Here is a 15,173-nt window from a genome sequence, read left to right as displayed (position 1 = left end):
TGAATTGCACTGAACTTTCGTTAATGACCGAACGCCTTACTTGCTATAGGATACCGTGTTGTAGCGTTATCATCATTTTATTTTATTCATTTCAATTGTGTCAGTTGGATTCCTGAAACCCATTAGGTTATCCTTTTCGTCAATTGTCATTCTTAATGAAGCAGCTTTTAAAATCCAATTACCATTTTGATTTTGGCAAGTTCCATCCAAAAATCCCCAAGACGATCCAGGATTTAAACTATAAGTCATACTAAACTCCTTGCTTTCTTTCCATCTTATCAATGAAAAAGTCGTGTCAGCTTTTTGAAAGGTCCACTGCTCTAAACGTTTGTTTTGGTTTCTATCTATTCCTTCTCCAAACAGATAAAACATCATAATCGCAGCAATAACAGAGTTGGTAAGGAATATTCTCGAAAATTCTTTCTTTTTAGCAAAGGATAGAACTCCTGCTATTATCAGGTTCAGTACAAAAACAAACGGGACTAAAAGAATAATTCCAATAGACAAACTAGGGTCGGGGTCAATTTGGTAAACCCATAACCAAATCAGTCCAAAGTCAATGACTGCTAATCCTAATACTTTGTAGAGTGTCTTCACTTGAATACTATATAACGATCTGGTGAATAACCCGTTGCCATTGCAATTCGTAAACTGCGCTAACTTTTGGTCCGATTTATATTCACTGACTAATGTAAGAAAATTTTTAAATAGGTGCCGGGAACTACTAATAACTAAAAATCTTTTAAGTACGGAAAATACAGCAGCTCGTTCCTGAAAAACACCCCTACAACACAAAGCAATGCCCATAGAAAGTCAAAAAGTAATGGAATGACACCGAAATCCAGTTTAGTCAATCCCAGTTTCATTTGGGATCTTACTGTTTGGTCGTACCGATGAGATGAAGACTATATTATTTAACCGGTTTAATTTTCTTTTAACTGCTTAATTATTTTGTGATTAATTAATATCATCACGGTAGCCGTTCCCCAATAATAAACTGAAAATTCTAGAGAGTATATTAAAAACCAAATAACCCAAATTCCCGAATATTCAAGGCAATGTGAACACCAGTACTTTTCGATAAATCCCCAGTCATCAATTACAACACCAATCCAATAGATAAGACAGAAGGCAATGAATAAATATTTGAAAATACTATAAGAAATACTGAATGCTTTTTTCACATTTTCTACATATTAAAAATCGACTACATTCCTTTACAATCCATTCCCGTAGCATCAGTTTCCTTTTCCATATTCCAATACCAATAGTTCATATTTTCATTAAATCCTTGTCCAAGCATTACAAACTCTATTGAAATATTTAATGTCGAAAAGACAATCAAAAGCCCTATAACAACCTTGTATCCAACTTTAAATTCTATGGTCTTATTTATTTTTTGGATCCCTTTGTCAAAAAGGAATAATATAATGCTCCAAGTTAGAATATTTAAAATAAGTCCAGAAATACTATAAAAATATTCCATTGAGCTTCCTAAAGATGTTTGCTTGAAAACAAATGGACTTCCGTAGTAGGTAGGAAACATATCCTGACCTTCACCATTATATTCGACTCTAACGGCAAATGATAAAACAAATCCTAAAGCAATATATGGAATAAGTAAAAATTTCATCTTCACAATTGGTTAGAACAGTCCATGTTACGAATAGTTGGATGGGTAAGCACTTAACTTATCTAGCTGGCTTGCCGGTTGGCAGGTACACACCAAACTAAAAATTCGTGAGCACCGACATTTCGGGTTTCAGAAGCAGGCGAGAACGAGTTATGACTTATAACCATTGTTGTGCTTTCGTTAATTGTTTAATTCGGTTTCTATTTTTGGAATTAACATTTTTGCAGCTTGATAGATTAGAATATACTGTTCTAAGAGCAATTTTTTTCTTATAAAGTCCATCTTAACAAAGTTTCTTCCTCTTGGTTCAGAAAGCAATTGTATTAAATTTTCCCTATTCTGAATCGGATTTCCAAACTGGAAAATTTCCGACTTGTCTTTTATTGGAAAATATTTCACTTCAATTTCGAATTGGTTTTGGTTAAAAAACCAATATTCTCGTGTATCCTTTGATTCTTCGGTGTCCCATTTTAAAAATGCTTCTAAAATATTGGATTTATTGATGTAGTACTCATCCAACTCCGTTACCAGTTCTTCATTATCTGTGATTTTTGAAATTCCCAGGCTTCTGAATTTATCAAAAGTTAAGGAATTAACTGTTTGATTAGTACTTCGTGCAGAAATCAGGACGAACAAGTTGTCGTCGGATACGGTTTCAAAACCTGACAACGAAAGTAAACTCCTTTTTAAATCTGTATTCTCTTTTAAAAAAGAGATTGTTTCGGCAAAATTTAGCGTATCTACTTCTAAATCTTTTTTGATATTCTGAAGTAATGAATGTTTTTGGTTATTAATTTTTCGATTGTCGTTCCAATTATTAATCTGTAGGGCAATCAAAATTCCGATCACCACAAGGACAATTTCACCAATGGCATATTTCAAATACTTTCCAATCTTTCCTTTCGAAAGTAAATTTTGCCTAATTTTTCTAAAAAATTTCATCATTGGTTATTGGTTGGACCTCATGAAACTCAACTATGGTATATATGCAATTACAATTATATTTTTGATATCCCCACTAAAATATGAATTCCATAGAAATGTTCTTACGGATTTCAATAAGATAAAATTGTTTAATGAAGGTTATTTACATTCAATTTACCTGTTCCAAACCATTACTAACGTTTAAAATAGCTAATCCCTAAGTGTCATTTTATTGTAGATTCTTCTCACCTAAAACTTCAATATATAAGTTTTTTTCTATTTTGGCGGTGCATTTATTTTAGAAATAAACACATCAGTGTGTGTATACACAGGTTGTATGTAATTATAAATCATGAAGCATATCATCATTATTCTCTTACTATTAATAAACTTAAATTTTGGGTTTGGTCAGGATTCAGGTTTGATTCAAAAGCTAAATTCAACAATTGAAGCCTACGAAATGGTCTATGGCTTTTCCGGTACTGTTAAAGTGGTAATACACAATAATAGCACCTTTGAAAAGAGCTTTGGGTTTGCTAACAGAAGCTTCGAAATCAAGAATAATCCAAATACACGATTCTCGATAAATTCAATTTCCAAAACATTTACGGCTACGGCAATTTTAATCTTAGCCGAGGATGGCAAGATTGATCTTAATACACCTGTAGTACAATATATTCCTGGTTTACAAGCAAGTTGGGCGAAAAGTGTTACCGTACATCATTTACTGACACATACATCAGGGCTTTCCAGAGAATCTGGAGTTCAACCGCATGAAGAACTTACATTCCAGGAACAAGTCGAACTTGTCGGGAAACAAACACTTCTGTTTGCCCCTGGAGATCGATACGAATATTCTAATGCCGGTATCACTTTATTGGGTGCTATTATTGAAAATGTAAGTGGTATGAACTACAAAAATTTTATTACCGAATACATCATTCAACCTTTAAAACTTAAAAATACAGGCTGTTATAGTAGTAGAAATGTTGTTTCAAACCTAGCAGTACCCTACCGAATAACTACGAATGGATTAGAGTTTGCTCAAAGAAGTAAGCATTATGGAGATAATGCCGGGGGTGGACTTTATTCTAACCCCTCAGATCTGTTTCAGTTCATTGAAGGGTTGGAGAACTACAAAATTCTTAACAAAAAGTATGTTGACATGATGTTTCAATCTCATGTACAAAGTGGTGAAAATGATTTTGAAGGTTATACATGGAGCATCAAATATTTTGGAAATGAAAAAATACATTTTGCAACAGGTAGTGGTTATGGTACAAAGAGTGTAATTATCAGGATGCCAGAATCCGGTGACTTCATCGGAATAACTTCAAATTGGGGAAATACGCCTATACTTCAACTATTACGTGATTTATATCTTACCATAAGAAATAAAGATATAGCCTTACCATCTGAAGATATGTTAGCTAATCCCGGTTCTTTTAAGAGTCAAATTGGAACCTATATTTTCAATAAAGAAGAGCTTACCAAACACTTGGGTATTAAACGCACTAAAATTACTTTACAAGAAATTAACGGCCATTTATTCTTAGATGATGAGTTATTAGCCGCAGATGGTAATGTCTTGAAACTTACCTACACCGATGAATTGAAAATAGAATTTAATGGGAATAAAATGATTATAAATATGAATGACAATATTATCGAGGGGAATAAACTACATACAACATCCTATAAACGATAATACGGAAATGAATGCTTAAAATTGTCTACATATTATAAATCGACCACATTCCTTTACAATCCATTCCCCTATACTCACTAAATTGAGGAATTTCATAACCAAGCATCATTCTGACCAAAATGCAAATAACAAAGAAGTGAGATACCTGAGTTAAAAAAATAACCGAAACAGCCTTACATGTCGGGTCAAATGATTTTTTTGACTTCAAAAATGAATAATAATTAAAAAATAGCTTGGTGTACATTGTAAAAAATAATTCTAATGACACTATCCCAAAAAGTGTGTAGACTTTTATAACAGGGGTTAGACTTTTCTTATAGTAGTATGTTATTTTTTTATTTTAATTAAAAGCTCAATTGAGAATATTAACACAATAAATAATTCCGTGAGATTCAAAGTTATTTTGTTTTGAATCAATTTGGTAAGAAAGAAATCTAAAATTAATCCTATTATTCCCATTGAAATTAATCCAATCATTAAAACCAAACCCCAGCCTTCTCCTTTATCTAAATTTGAGTAATTAAGAATTGTGAAAATGATACAACCAATTAGATATAATAAAGAGTATATTTTTAATACCGTTGGTTTTTTCATATTTCTAATTGTTTGACTATGGTATGTTTCAGGAAATCCACGAGGATTTTCCGTCGTAACCGAAAGATAGCAAATTTGCTAATTACGTTGTTCCAGTAATAATGCCTTAGTAATTTCATCTTCAGGGAATAATTCCAAATTCCATTCTAATGCCTTTTTAGCCTCCTCAAATTGAAAACCTTCTTTAAGAGCTTTACTCAAGCGCACTAAATGATAACTTTCTATTTTGTATTTGGCATTAGCATTGGATCTATCAATGTCAGCGTACTTTCTTCTAACGCTATCTACCCCATTTCGTCGTACATCCATATAAATGAACTGGTCAAAATCGTCTTCACTATATTCAGCTAAAGATTGAAGTTGATCAGCTTTAATAGTACGTAGATTTTCTTGCGTTAATAATCGTCCATTATAAATTACGGAGTGAATTCGTTTTGTATTAGAAATATTCTCTAAAGGATTCGCATCTAATACTACTAAATCTGCAATGTAATTTTCATCTATTGAACCTAATTCATCACTCCTGTTAAAATATTGCGCAGGGTACAACGTAGCCGTTTTTAGAGCGTCAGAAGGCGACATTCCTCCATTAACGAAATGCTCTAACTCATTATGAAGACTGATTCCCGTAATTACATACGGATTAGGCACATCTGTACCAGCTAAAATTTTCACTCCTAAATCATTGAGTTTAACAGTAATTTCCCTCATGAATTCAAAAGAGCTTCGAGCCTGTAAATAGTCGTCATCAGTCAAGTTTTGCATATGTTGCTCTTTAAGCATAGACCACCAGGAATTGAAATATTTAGGTGTCAATTCAAGGTATTGGTTTGTTTCAAAAAGTAATTGTTCAGTTTTCCTGTTTTTTGATGCTTGTCCTAATTTCGAATAGTATTCTTCACTAACTAACGTAGGAGTTTGATAGATGTTATTTTCAATAAGTACCTGAGCTAAATTTTCGATTTCATCCGCTGAGAAATCCAGGTTATTGTAATTCGAAAGCGTGTTCCAAATTCCATACAAATGTTCAATTGAGTTCAAACCTGCCTGAGCGGCCGTAATTTGATTCATATCATCTGGTATATGACCCGAAGTTACTATTCCTCTTTTTTTTGAATAGCGAATTATATCTTTAAACACTTCTGAAGGAATCGTATGAAATAGTTTTACAACTTGAATATCCTGAGCTATCAGAGAATCCAAAACTGGTTCTACATCCTCAAGTTTGTTTATTACTATAGAACTCTTAAAAGATGGATCAGAACCTTCTATGATAGATCCAGAAGAAATAATTCGAGGCCCGATGATAACATTTTGTTCTATTTGACTTTTCCAGTGCTTTATCAATTTATGGTTGGTTAGCCCTAAGTCTCTTATCCCTGTAACACCATAAAAAATGAACATTGGTAAATTATCGCTACCGGAATAGGAGCGCATATGTGTATGCATATCCCATAATCCGGGAATCAGAAATTTACCTGAACCCTCTAAAATGACGTTTGATTTTAAATTAAAGCGGTCATGTGGAATAATTTTTTTAATTCTATTTCCGCTAATAATAACATCTTGTTGTTTAATCAGTAAGCCATTTTTAACATCGACGATGTTAATATTAGATACTATAATATCACCAGTCTCTGTCTTTTTACAGGAGGTTAGTAACATCATTGAAAAGATTGCAATCAAAAATTTTTTGATTATGAACTTATGCATGGTTCTTCGTGACTTACTGGTCATTATGAAGCATAACTAATTTCGAAATTCTTTGGAAATCGGATGTTACGAATGACTAATTTTTCTAAAATAATTTAATCCCGACACCAATAAAATACATCCAATAACGAAAAATATACAAATCGGAATTATAATGAATTTTACACTGATTAAATAATCAAACAGATCATCTAAAATATAGCGAAGTGATAGAGTCCCTAAATTTATAAATGAATGAATTATAATAACTATCCAAATGTCTTTCGTTACATAATAAATAAACCCTAAAATTACACCAACCAAAAAAATTTGCAACAAATTTCCATCAGTATTAAAATGCGCTATTGAAAATAAAATTGCAGAAATTATTATTGTGAATTTTGCATTAAAACTCTTAATCATCAAATCAATTAATGATTTTCTAAAAAGAAATTCTTCTATTATAGGAGCGACCATCAATGAAAACACAATTCTATCCCATAAGTTATAATTTGGTTTAAAATTAAAATAATTTACACTACTCCCCTTTAAATAATAAACCATACTATAAGCGATGAACGATGAGATAATAATCACCCCTAATGCAACATATGATGCATTTTTTATTCTTAATGGAGAAATTCTATTCTTTTTGATATTGGGAAAACTATTATTTGCAGAAAATAAAACTCCCATCACAATAAATGATAAATAAATGAAGATACTTCTTAAATAATAATTTTCAATTTTAAAAAAGTAATATAGTATAGAAATTAAAATCAATAAAAAAATTGATAATTTCAGATATACCATAATTTTTTCTTTCATAATATGTACAAATTAATTTTTCCATATTCACACAATCAATATCCCATTCTAAAACTGTAACGTCCATAAGCGAATCTGGTCTTTTAGTATTTTACTTGCTACTTCTCCTAATGCATGTCCCCGAACCAATTTCATCCGCTATAATTAAATTTAAATGAAACATTCAAAGCATTGCATATATCCTATCTTCCTAAAATTTTTTTTCCTAAATATTTCCTGCAATAATCAAAAAAATTAAATTATTTAAAAATTAAAACAGGGGCCTTCATATATATGCAATGATATTCCTGAAATTCGTAATGTTTTGATAACAAGAACTGAGACGTTTCAAATTGGAAAAGACACAATTACAATAGATATTATTTCAATCAATGACAATACCTATAATTATAACGTTTACGATTAATTATAACGTTTACGATAATAAAGGTCATCTATTTGAAGATGAAATAAAAAAACTTGATAATTAAGCAAATCTGATCATTTATCGATTATCACTCTCTAAAAGGTTCTTGAATATCTTCTATCATTTTTTATACGATCCGTTACTTTTTCAACCAAAGTATACCCAGAAGAATATCATAGACGTTACAGAATAGTTTATTTAGTATTCTTATTGGACTTTAACCATCAAGTAATCTAGCGTAGAAATTTGCCTGAACTGTTAAACATATTGATGAGGATTTATTTTGATGCTAATCATACCGTCTTCAGCAGAGATGATTCCAATAGGAATAAATAATGTCACAGTGTTGTCTAAAATTATGTTCAATCAAAAAAATAAGCATCCCACAAAAAATTTGAAATAAAAGTAAAAATAATGTGTTTTCTAACATTCGAATTTTCATATATCGTGTAAATTTTGATGACTTCTCTATTTCTACCATCAATATCTTCATTCGAATTCTCAAACCCGTAAGAGTTTATTACATAATCAACCTCTGAATTAAAGGAATCTAAGCATTTGTTAACCAACTGATCTGCTGCTGACTTAGTTAGCAAATCTCCTACAATAAAATTATTTAAATTCAACTTATCTCCCACTTCAGCATAGGTTATGATACTATCTAATGAATTATAAGATTTCATTGCGTCGGAAAGGGTCATATTATTAAGATCATAACTTCTTTCTCCTTTCTTATCTTTAAAAATAACTGTATTATTTCCATAAGTATCTTTCACATTCAATTTCTTATCAACTATTTTAGTCAACTGCAATAAAATAATGGATGAAAATAACTCTTGTTCTCCTTCATCGGTTATTTCACTATTATATAACTCCAAAGTAAAATCACCATTATTATGGGTTAATATGAGATCTTCTGATTCTGTTACTTGCAATAAATATTCTTTTTCTTCGTCATTTAATAGACTTCCATTTCCACATGAAGCGATTAAAAGCGTTATGAATAAAATTCTTAATTTTCTCATTTTTATGTATCTGATATTGGTGGTTACTATTACTGCGTCTAAATTCACTTGAAAGGCGCACAACCAAAACCCTTATTTGACCCCAAATATGAAAAAATAAATATAGTAATCCTTCAAAAAGAGGTCAAATAATGCCTCCGAAGTTTGTTAACTTAGATTAGCATGTGCAATCAGGAATGCATAAATAACTGAAAGACCTTACTTAATAACAGCTATACGGTGTCAGGATTTCTTTACACTCAAACTGACACACCGACTAAAAATAGCCCATTCGTTTGCAGGAATTTGAAAAACTGAATAAGCATTGATAGTTCCAGGCGCTTTAGGCCTTTTCATGAGCTTTTCCCCTACTTAAAGACAGAATAGTTACCTAACCTCATATTTGTCTTTAGCTCCATTTAAATGCATTTAAATTCCTTAAGACAACGGAAGGTTACAGACGTGCGGAAGACTAACCATTAAAAACTTTATATTCTTCAATATTGCCAATTAATATACGTATATAATTACCAAGGTTATCCAAATTGAGTGTTCTCAACTATTTTTCAAAATATCAGTTTCAACATTAGGGTAAAACTGATATTTGGCAATTCATTGTTGGCGCTTTTTTTAACTTATTCTCCACCATATTTTACAGGAATTCCTACACTCTTAGATTCTATAGTCCATAAGAGACTGACTATCCACCATCGGTCACCATAATAAGTCAATTGATAGCTATTTATTCCTTTTTCTTCAACGCCCTCAGAATCTTTGCCGTAAAAGGTCTGGAATACCTGAGCTATTCCGTTATATTCATCCACAACTTTATGAATTTCTTGTTCGCGATATCCTTCTTCATAGTAAGGATCTTTCAAGAGGGCTAGGAATTCATCAAGGGATACGGTTTCAGCATTTGTAGAATCAGCAACTGTAAATATTGCAGATGGATGAAATAAATTCCTAATTGCTGTTGTGTCCATTTTCTCACCCTTTTCAATCGTGATTTGATTCAGTAGTTCATCAATAATCCCATTGATAGATTTAACCTTAACTGCTGTTTTTTCCTGAGCTAAAGAACTCATGGAAGTGGTCAAAATAATTGCTATAAAAAGAATATATTTCATATCAAGTTCATTTATGATTACCAATATAAAAGATATTCAGGGATAGCCGAAGTTTTCGTTCATGATACAAGACTATATATCAATATCTTAAGAGGCTTACGGAATCTCATCATGAGCCCCAATAGCTTTCAAACAAATTGATTCGCTTTTAGAATTGAGAAAATAATACCCTTGGCTGGCAGTGTTAACGCAGTTTTTAAACGCTTACTTTTTTATGTATAATTATCGGATTTTATTATACAAGAGAACCGCTAAATTGACTTGTCTATTTCCAACTGAATCAACTCCAGAATTTCATCACATAATTTTAAAGTTTCCCGTTGACTCCTCAAGTTAGAACTGTGATAAATTACACTGTTCTCTACCAGGTTTTCAAACTCCAGCGATAAGAGCATTTTATTATTTGAAATCTCAAAACCCGATGTTGGAATATTTAAATTTGATTTCGATTTTGATGAATTGTAATTGTCTATATTGAGCCAGCTTCCGTTTTTGGTTACGAATTCAATTAGTTTTGATTCAGTCTCCTCCAAATAAAACTCCCGACGTGCAAGCTTGTCGAGGTATGGCCCCCATGACGAGAGTTTGCTTCGCAGTTCCGCGTTTTTTAAAATCCCCAGATTACCCGAACTTATTAGATCATTTAAAAACCCATTCTGTGCGCTAAATGCCGGTCCGCTTACCGTGGCATTCACCAAACTATCCAAAAGAAAGTTTCCCGAGTACTTGTCTCCGGTATGGTTTAGAATCACAATGCTTTTATCCATATTTGACTCCGTGGTTTCAATGATTTCTCCCAGTTCCTTTTGGTTTAATTGAAAATCAACTTTTAGATTGTATAATATTTCATGTTCCAGCTTGCTTTTTTTGTTGCTTTCGTTCCAGTTATTAATCTGTAACGCAATCAGGATCCCTATGACAACCAGTACTATTTCACCAACAGCATATTTTAAATACTTGATCGTTTGCTTTTCTGAAAGTAAGTCCAGCCTGATTCTTCGAAAGAATTTCATCATCGGTTAGTAGTTGGTTATATAGTCATATCCCAATATATGGCTACCGGTTAAACTCGGCAATAATCTGTTAATTTACAGGCCATTTAGGAGTTATATAGTCTAAATATACATGTATTCTAACTTGTTTTTAACGCTTCATAGCAATTTTTGGAGCACAATTTAAATGTGACCGACAATTGAAGGTATTATACCGATGAGCTATAAACTTTAGGATTCCTGACCTCCTCCCTTTTTATACACCCTTTCTTAAGTGTCAACGCTTCAACCGATTGGTCTTTAACGATAACTTCAAAAATCTCTTTCCTTCCCGGTAATATCAACAATTTTGATACGGTAAACGACCGAAATACTTTCCTGATGTATTTTACTGGAGAACTCACTGATTGCGTGAAGATGTAAATGTTTCTGCTTTTCAATGATCTCCTCAACTCCCTGGGCAAAAATATGTAAGAGATTTTTTGCATCGATTTGGTGGAGTTCTTCATAAATGCCATGTACCAATACCGCACGCCATTTGTTGATGGATTGAATTTCTTCCACCTCTAATGACACTTCTGGTTTTTTTCGCATGGCGCTGATCTTATGCCCTTCACCAGAATAGCAAATAATATAATTGTCCTCATGGAAATAATACGTTATGGGTACCACATAGGGTCTTCCCATAGCAATATAACCTAAATGTCCTACATAATTATCTTTAAGTAACTTTATACACGCTACCTGTTTCAGCTCTGTTATCATAATATCTTCGGTTATTATTCCTGGTGTTCTATCAATTATCCTTGGAAATGATAAGCCATTCCATACCATCTTTTAAGTCTTTTATTCGACTATCAGGGTTCAATCAATGACCTTCCAATTTGGCCGATCTGTCTTGTTTTCATATTTCGTTTTCGGCTTCATGCTATTTTTCATCAGCCAAACGTTTATGATTATGATCTTATAAATTTATGGAGATGGCATACGTAGTGTAATGATATATATCACTTTACCTATATATATCAAAAAATTTCCCAACCTATGTTGCTTTTTATTTGGAATTTTTCAGATAATGAACAAAGAGAATTCTGAATGACAAATTCGGTTAACACCTTTTCTCACCGAATGAGGTATTAGGGTAAATTGGATGAGCTGAATTCTATTAATAAAAAGTGCTCTATGCTTTATGTCGCGTAGTATGGTATCAAATTAACTTTGAAACAATCTTAAACAATGAGCATTAAATACCACGAGCAAAGGGTAATGCGAATGCATTACCCTTTAACTACTAACTTCCTTGCTAACTAAATCAAATTTCAGGAAATCAAAAAATATTTAAAGTATATGAAAAGATTCATGTTATTAATTTCTCCAGAACAAAAGCAACTATTCCAAGAAAGATGCAAATCAGTACGAGGTATATTCGTTTGATTCTGAGGAAATTTTTCATTGAAATTTTAATGATTCGTTATTTATTAATAAGCCGTTTCCTTTAAAACAACTCAATTTTAATTGGGTAGTATTGCATTTCAATATTTTCTTTGAAAGAATTTCACGACTCGGGCGGACTAATGACAATAACATTCATGGGTTTTTCACGTAATACCAGCGACAAACCATATTCAGCCAAAGCAGTATTCAGTTGTTGATGATCCATGAGAATGGCTTCAACTTTTAAATCAATGTTGGTTGTCAATCCCGTTTCATCGATCACCGGTGGATCTCTATATTCCATCGAACCCAAAAAGTCAGCCAATTCACTAATAGGTTTATTGATAATTTGGAAATACGTATATCCATCTGAATTTCCAAAAGTAGCCTTCCCTTTGGTGGCTAATAAAGCCTTTCCTTCTTCTGTTACTTGTAAACTCCAATACGGCATCATTCGCTCTTCTACCTGTACCTCATATCCAAAATATCGTTTCAGATCCTGTTGCATATACATTTGTAACTCGTCCAAACTCACTTTGCGATTCGGAATGCGCACATCATATGCATACAACGTAGGCGCTATCGTATATTCCCAACCTAAGTCCGTTGTATCTACTCCTTCTTCTATGATGGGACGCTTCCACCAGTTCTGATAATTTTCTTGATACTGTACCGTCATATACTCCTGTGGCCCATAGGCGACCATATACAAATCCAACACATCCGCACAACTTACGAACAGTTCATTCCGTTCCTGATAGCGTTGTGCTTTCAACAAGCCATAAGGGATCACTTCATAATGAAATTCTTTCAATACTGATTGATATATTGCATCAGTACCGATCGACTCCAACCAAGTATCCGTATCCTTTATTTGCATCATTGTAGCCCGCTCCGCTTTGTTATAAGCCTTTCTCAAAGTTGGATTTTTTCCGGATACAAAAGCTTGGATCTGTTCCAAATCGATCTGATCTCCGATACCTGCGATGGTACCCGAAGGATCCACCACCACTGCATACGGAAATATACTGATGCCAAACTTCTCTGTTAATTCCGAGTCGAAAGCACTAGGCACCGAATATCCGTAGGTTTGCTGGTAAATACTATCCACATGTCTTTCCTTTGGACGCTCTTTTGAAATCAACAAGACCTCCACATCAGATTCAGTTTTCAATTCGGTGGCTACCTCATACAATGAAGCTAATTGCTTTACAGCAGACCTACAACCGGCAGTCCAAAAAAACAAAACACGCCATTTCCCATCGCTATCCTGAAGGGATAGTTCCGATTTCTGGTAGTTCTGTATGTTGTGCACCGTCCAATCAGGACATCGCATTCCCTGGATCGGATACGCATCCACTGCTACTTGCCCATAACCTATTCCAAGGTATCCCATACAGAACAACACTAGCCAAAATTCACCTTTGAAACTATTCCAATTCGTATATTTCTTAATATCCTTCATTTTGCGTTAAATTTTGATTTAACACCAATTCTGATTCCGGAATAGGATACCATACATCGGTAGCCTCCCAATCCACTTTGTAATTTAATGCTTCCATTTGTCCCGTGCGCTTCAAGTCCAACCAACGATGTCCCCATTCTGCATAGAATTCAATGCGTCGTTCCTGAGCTATCGCCTCTAATACCGTCGCCTCATTATTGAGTGATATCGAAGGTAATCCAGCACGGCTTCGTATGGAGTTCACATCTCCCAAAGCGGCATCAATCAATCCTGAATGCGCGTATGCTTCTGCCCGGATCAAGTATTGTTCTGCTAATCGTAATACGGTATAATATTCAGTGACATTTGCAGAAAAAGCCACTTGATATTTATAGGGGTACCAATACGTTGACTCCCCTAACACCAATCCATTCACCCAGCTTTCACGGCGGGCATCACCGGTCTCAAAAGATCCTAACAAGTTTTCTGACAATACAAAATCATTGGTAACACAACAAGTGAAATTGTAACCTTCCATGGTATTAAATCCATCCAGAACCGGATATAACTGCCAAATCGCTTCGGTGTTGTTTGCAAGAAATACTTCGGATAAAGGAACCAGACTATAAACTGAACTTTGGTCAATCACCTCTGAAGCCATTGTAGCTGCAGCATCCCAATCTTCGGTGTATAGATAAATGCGCGCTAACAAGGCCTTTGCAGCGTAATAATTGGGTCGGATTCGTTCCCCAGCTGACAATGCATAATCTTCAGGTAGTTGTTCCATACTTTGTAACAGATCATCTATTATTTCCTCATATATGGAATCTATCGGCATTCTGCTTAATGTACTATTGGTATCATAATCTGTAGTGGTCACATAAGGTACATCCCCAAAGAAATTCACCAGATAGAAATACGTAAAAGCACGCATAAACAAGGCTTCTCCTTTAAGTTGTAATTTTAAATCATCTGAAACCTGATCAGTATTATCCAGGCCTTCCATTACGGCGTTGGCTTGATAAATAACTTCAAACATATCTCGCCACAGATTACGAACCTGTGAATTGTTTGCCATGAGTGAGTTCTCATTCATAGCTACTCGCTCCGTGTTAGTCCCGATATACTGAAATTCATCTGAAGACAGTCCGGCATAGTACGTTGTGTACATATTACCAAAGTGTCCAAAATTATTCATCATCGATATATATAGGCCGGTCATGGCAGATTTTGCGCTCTCATCACCCGAGAATATCAAGGCTGCATCTTGTTCACTAACAGGTATATCCACCTCTGTAAAATTTGAACAAGCTGTTAAACTCATTATAATCCAACCTGTTACAAAACTTAGTAAGGTATTTAATCTAATACTTTCTTTAATTTTCAT

The 15,173-nt window shown here is 33.6% G+C and carries 13 protein-coding genes; 1 reads left to right on the top strand and 12 read right to left on the bottom strand.

From position 1 onward, the window contains the following. Positions 1-72: 72 nt before the first annotated feature. The 3 genes from DMZ48_RS13085 to DMZ48_RS18685 form a co-directional block, all read right to left on the bottom strand. Positions 73-597 carry a hypothetical protein gene (locus DMZ48_RS13085; RefSeq protein WP_143955610.1) on the bottom strand — a complete coding sequence of 175 codons (525 nt, stop codon included), beginning with the start codon at positions 595-597 and terminating at the stop codon, positions 73-75. A gap of 610 nt (positions 598-1,207) precedes the next feature. After that, positions 1,208-1,633 carry a hypothetical protein gene (locus tag DMZ48_RS13080; protein ID WP_143955609.1) on the bottom strand — a complete coding sequence of 142 codons (426 nt, stop codon included), beginning with the start codon at positions 1,631-1,633 and terminating at the stop codon, positions 1,208-1,210. A 180-nt stretch (positions 1,634-1,813) separates the two neighbouring features. Next, complete coding sequence (locus tag DMZ48_RS18685) at positions 1,814-2,578, bottom strand: DUF6090 family protein (protein ID WP_199287974.1); 765 nt, start codon at positions 2,576-2,578, stop codon at positions 1,814-1,816. A 331-nt stretch (positions 2,579-2,909) separates the two neighbouring features. Between DMZ48_RS18685 and DMZ48_RS13070 the strand changes: the two genes are divergently transcribed. Then, positions 2,910-4,265, top strand: coding sequence for a serine hydrolase domain-containing protein (locus DMZ48_RS13070; RefSeq protein ID WP_143955608.1), 1,356 nt, complete (start codon positions 2,910-2,912; stop codon positions 4,263-4,265). 327 nt (positions 4,266-4,592) lie between these two features. On the opposite strand, the gene DMZ48_RS13065 is transcribed toward DMZ48_RS13070, so the two are convergent. The 9 genes from DMZ48_RS13065 to DMZ48_RS13025 form a co-directional block, all read right to left on the bottom strand. Next, a complete protein-coding gene (locus DMZ48_RS13065) occupies positions 4,593-4,859 on the bottom strand; it encodes a hypothetical protein (RefSeq protein WP_143955607.1) in 267 nt (88 codons plus the stop codon). A gap of 78 nt (positions 4,860-4,937) precedes the next feature. Further along, positions 4,938-6,572, bottom strand: a complete 1,635-nt coding sequence (locus DMZ48_RS13060; RefSeq protein ID WP_162558720.1) for an amidohydrolase family protein — start codon at positions 6,570-6,572, stop codon at positions 4,938-4,940. 66 nt (positions 6,573-6,638) lie between these two features. Then, entirely contained in the window at positions 6,639-7,379 is a 741-nt protein-coding gene (locus tag DMZ48_RS13055) for a CPBP family intramembrane glutamic endopeptidase (RefSeq protein ID WP_143955605.1), read from the bottom strand. Between the two features lie 768 nt (positions 7,380-8,147). Next, positions 8,148-8,810, bottom strand: coding sequence for a hypothetical protein (locus DMZ48_RS13050; protein WP_143955604.1), 663 nt, complete (start codon positions 8,808-8,810; stop codon positions 8,148-8,150). 614 nt (positions 8,811-9,424) lie between these two features. Next, the gene (locus DMZ48_RS13045; RefSeq protein WP_143955603.1) at positions 9,425-9,916 is read right to left on the bottom strand and encodes a hypothetical protein; all 492 of its coding nucleotides are present in this window, start codon (positions 9,914-9,916) and stop codon (positions 9,425-9,427) included. A 251-nt stretch (positions 9,917-10,167) separates the two neighbouring features. Next, positions 10,168-10,932 (bottom strand): DUF6090 family protein, encoded by a 765-nt coding sequence (locus tag DMZ48_RS13040; protein ID WP_143955602.1) that lies wholly within the window; start codon positions 10,930-10,932, stop codon positions 10,168-10,170. Between the two features lie 288 nt (positions 10,933-11,220). Then, complete coding sequence (locus DMZ48_RS13035) at positions 11,221-11,673, bottom strand: pyridoxamine 5'-phosphate oxidase family protein (protein WP_143955601.1); 453 nt, start codon at positions 11,671-11,673, stop codon at positions 11,221-11,223. Positions 11,674-12,463: 790 nt separating this feature from the next. Further along, positions 12,464-13,807: a redoxin domain-containing protein gene (locus DMZ48_RS13030; RefSeq protein ID WP_143955600.1), complete on the bottom strand. Its 1,344-nt coding sequence runs from the start codon at positions 13,805-13,807 to the stop codon at positions 12,464-12,466. Beyond that, positions 13,794-15,173, bottom strand: coding sequence for a RagB/SusD family nutrient uptake outer membrane protein (locus DMZ48_RS13025; RefSeq protein WP_143955599.1), 1,380 nt, complete (start codon positions 15,171-15,173; stop codon positions 13,794-13,796). The genes DMZ48_RS13030 and DMZ48_RS13025 overlap by 14 nt, the downstream gene beginning before the upstream one ends.

Source organism: Robertkochia solimangrovi (assembly GCF_007279655.1).
GTDB classification, from domain to species: Bacteria; Bacteroidota; Bacteroidia; order Flavobacteriales; family Flavobacteriaceae; genus Robertkochia; species Robertkochia solimangrovi.
Note: the sequence above shows the minus strand (reverse complement) of the source record. Positions and strands in the feature narration are given on the sequence as shown.

Coding starts and splice junctions, on each gene's coding strand:
- DMZ48_RS13080 (WP_143955609.1), bottom strand. CDS start 1,633: ATGAAATTTTTACTTATTCCATATATTGCTTTAGGATTTGTTTTATCA.
- DMZ48_RS18685 (WP_199287974.1), bottom strand. CDS start 2,578: ATGATGAAATTTTTTAGAAAAATTAGGCAAAATTTACTTTCGAAAGGA.
- DMZ48_RS13070 (WP_143955608.1), top strand. CDS start 2,910: ATGAAGCATATCATCATTATTCTCTTACTATTAATAAACTTAAATTTT.
- DMZ48_RS13065 (WP_143955607.1), bottom strand. CDS start 4,859: ATGAAAAAACCAACGGTATTAAAAATATACTCTTTATTATATCTAATT.
- DMZ48_RS13060 (WP_162558720.1), bottom strand. CDS start 6,572: ATGCATAAGTTCATAATCAAAAAATTTTTGATTGCAATCTTTTCAATG.
- DMZ48_RS13055 (WP_143955605.1), bottom strand. CDS start 7,379: ATGAAAGAAAAAATTATGGTATATCTGAAATTATCAATTTTTTTATTG.
- DMZ48_RS13050 (WP_143955604.1), bottom strand. CDS start 8,810: ATGAGAAAATTAAGAATTTTATTCATAACGCTTTTAATCGCTTCATGT.
- DMZ48_RS13045 (WP_143955603.1), bottom strand. CDS start 9,916: ATGAAATATATTCTTTTTATAGCAATTATTTTGACCACTTCCATGAGT.
- DMZ48_RS13040 (WP_143955602.1), bottom strand. CDS start 10,932: ATGATGAAATTCTTTCGAAGAATCAGGCTGGACTTACTTTCAGAAAAG.
- DMZ48_RS13035 (WP_143955601.1), bottom strand. CDS start 11,673: ATGATAACAGAGCTGAAACAGGTAGCGTGTATAAAGTTACTTAAAGAT.
- DMZ48_RS13030 (WP_143955600.1), bottom strand. CDS start 13,807: ATGAAGGATATTAAGAAATATACGAATTGGAATAGTTTCAAAGGTGAA.
- DMZ48_RS13025 (WP_143955599.1), bottom strand. CDS start 15,173: ATGAAAATTAAAGAAAGTATTAGATTAAATACCTTACTAAGTTTTGTA.